Source organism: Mesorhizobium sp. M7A.F.Ca.CA.002.04.1.1, assembly GCF_004022805.1.
Lineage (GTDB): Bacteria > Pseudomonadota > Alphaproteobacteria > Rhizobiales > Rhizobiaceae > Mesorhizobium > Mesorhizobium ciceri.
The window spans coordinates 1-1,543 of sequence record NZ_RZPL01001002.1; the positions used below are offsets into that span (position 1 = coordinate 1).

Here is a 1,543-nt window from a genome sequence, read left to right on the forward strand (position 1 = left end):
CCTACATCATGTGCAAGGGCATGAACCGAAGCTTCATCTCGGTCATTCTCGGCGGCTTCGGTGGGGAGACGGCAGCGGCCGCCGATGACGGCATCGAACGCACGGTCAAGCAGGGTTCTGCCGACGATGCCGCCTACCTCATGATGAACGCCCAGAAAGTCATCATCGTGCCGGGCTACGGCATGGCGGTTGCCCAGGCGCAGCATGCGCTGCGCGAAATGGCCGACAAGCTCAAGGCCAATGGCGTCGACGTGAAGTACGCCATCCACCCGGTCGCCGGCCGCATGCCCGGCCACATGAACGTGCTGCTCGCCGAAGCCAATGTGCCCTACGACGAGGTGTTCGAGCTTGAGGACATCAACTCGGAGTTCGCGCAAGCCGACGTTGCCTATGTCATCGGCGCCAACGACGTCACCAACCCGTCCGCGCGCGACGACAAGTCCTCACCCATCTACGGCATGCCGATCCTCGACGTCGACAAGGCGCGCACCTGCCTGTTCGTCAAGCGCTCGCTCGGTTCCGGCTATGCCGGTATCGACAACACGCTGTTCTACAAGGACGGCACCATGATGCTGCTCGGCGACGCCAAGAAGATGACCGAAGAGATCGTCAAAGCCATGGATCACTGATCCGGGATAAGCGCCGGGACACGCCAAGAATCGCCCGGCTTCGCGCCGGGCTTTTTCTTGGCAGGCTTTCTTGGCTTGACGGCGATTTCGGCGCTACGATGACGAATTCCCGCCTCGACGGCGGGATTGTCGTCGACGGAGACGTTGGTGCCTGACCCGATCGCATCGCCGCCCGCCGGGAAAGCGCCGCGCAAGCCTGGCCAGGCGGTGGTGATCGTGCATGGCATGGGCGAACAGCGGCCGATGGATACGCTGCGAGGCTTTGTCCAGGCTGTCTGGAGCCATGACCCCAACCGCGCGCCGTTTTATGCCCATGTCGCCGATCCGGCCGACCCCGCCGGCGCGAAGATCAACCAGAGCTGGATCACTCCCGACAGCCGGACCAATTCGTACGAACTTCGCCGCATCACCACGCCCTACGATGTCGATGGCCGCCGCACCGACTTCTACGAGCTTTACTGGGCCGACATCACGCAGGGCACGACGCGAGGCCGGCTTGCCGCCTGGGTGACAAATCTGCTGTGGCGCAAGCCCACCGACATACCGCCGGACGCCCGAAAGCTCTATCTGGTCACTCTGGTTGCCGCCATCATCGTCCTGGTCGCGACGCTCGCGCTTGCGACGTCGGTTTGGCAGCAGCAGATTTCGTGGACCGTCGGCGTCCTCGTCACCATCCTGGCCTCGTTCGTCATCTGGTCGGTGGACCGTTTTGGCCTTCCCTATTTCGGCGATGTCGCGGGCTATGTGCGCGCTGAAGCGGCCACGGTAGAGAAGCGGGCGCTGATCCGCGACCGCGGCCTGAAGCTGCTGAAGCGTCTGATGATGGACGATACCTACGATCGCATCGTGCTGGTCTCGCACAGCCTCGGCTCGATGATCGCCTATGACCTGTTGCAGATCTTGTGGTCCGATTT

The 1,543-nt window shown here is 62.9% G+C and carries 1 protein-coding gene and 1 pseudogene; both read left to right on the top strand.

Annotated elements, in window-relative coordinates; genetic code table 11:
• The coding region (locus ENZ75_RS31455) for an NAD(P)(+) transhydrogenase (Re/Si-specific) subunit beta (protein ID WP_164888162.1) at positions 1-629 on the top strand (629 nt) is incomplete at its 5' end.
• A gap of 147 nt (positions 630-776) precedes the next feature.
• Positions 777-1,543 (top strand): annotated as a pseudogene (locus tag ENZ75_RS31460) (hypothetical protein); the annotation flags it as partial.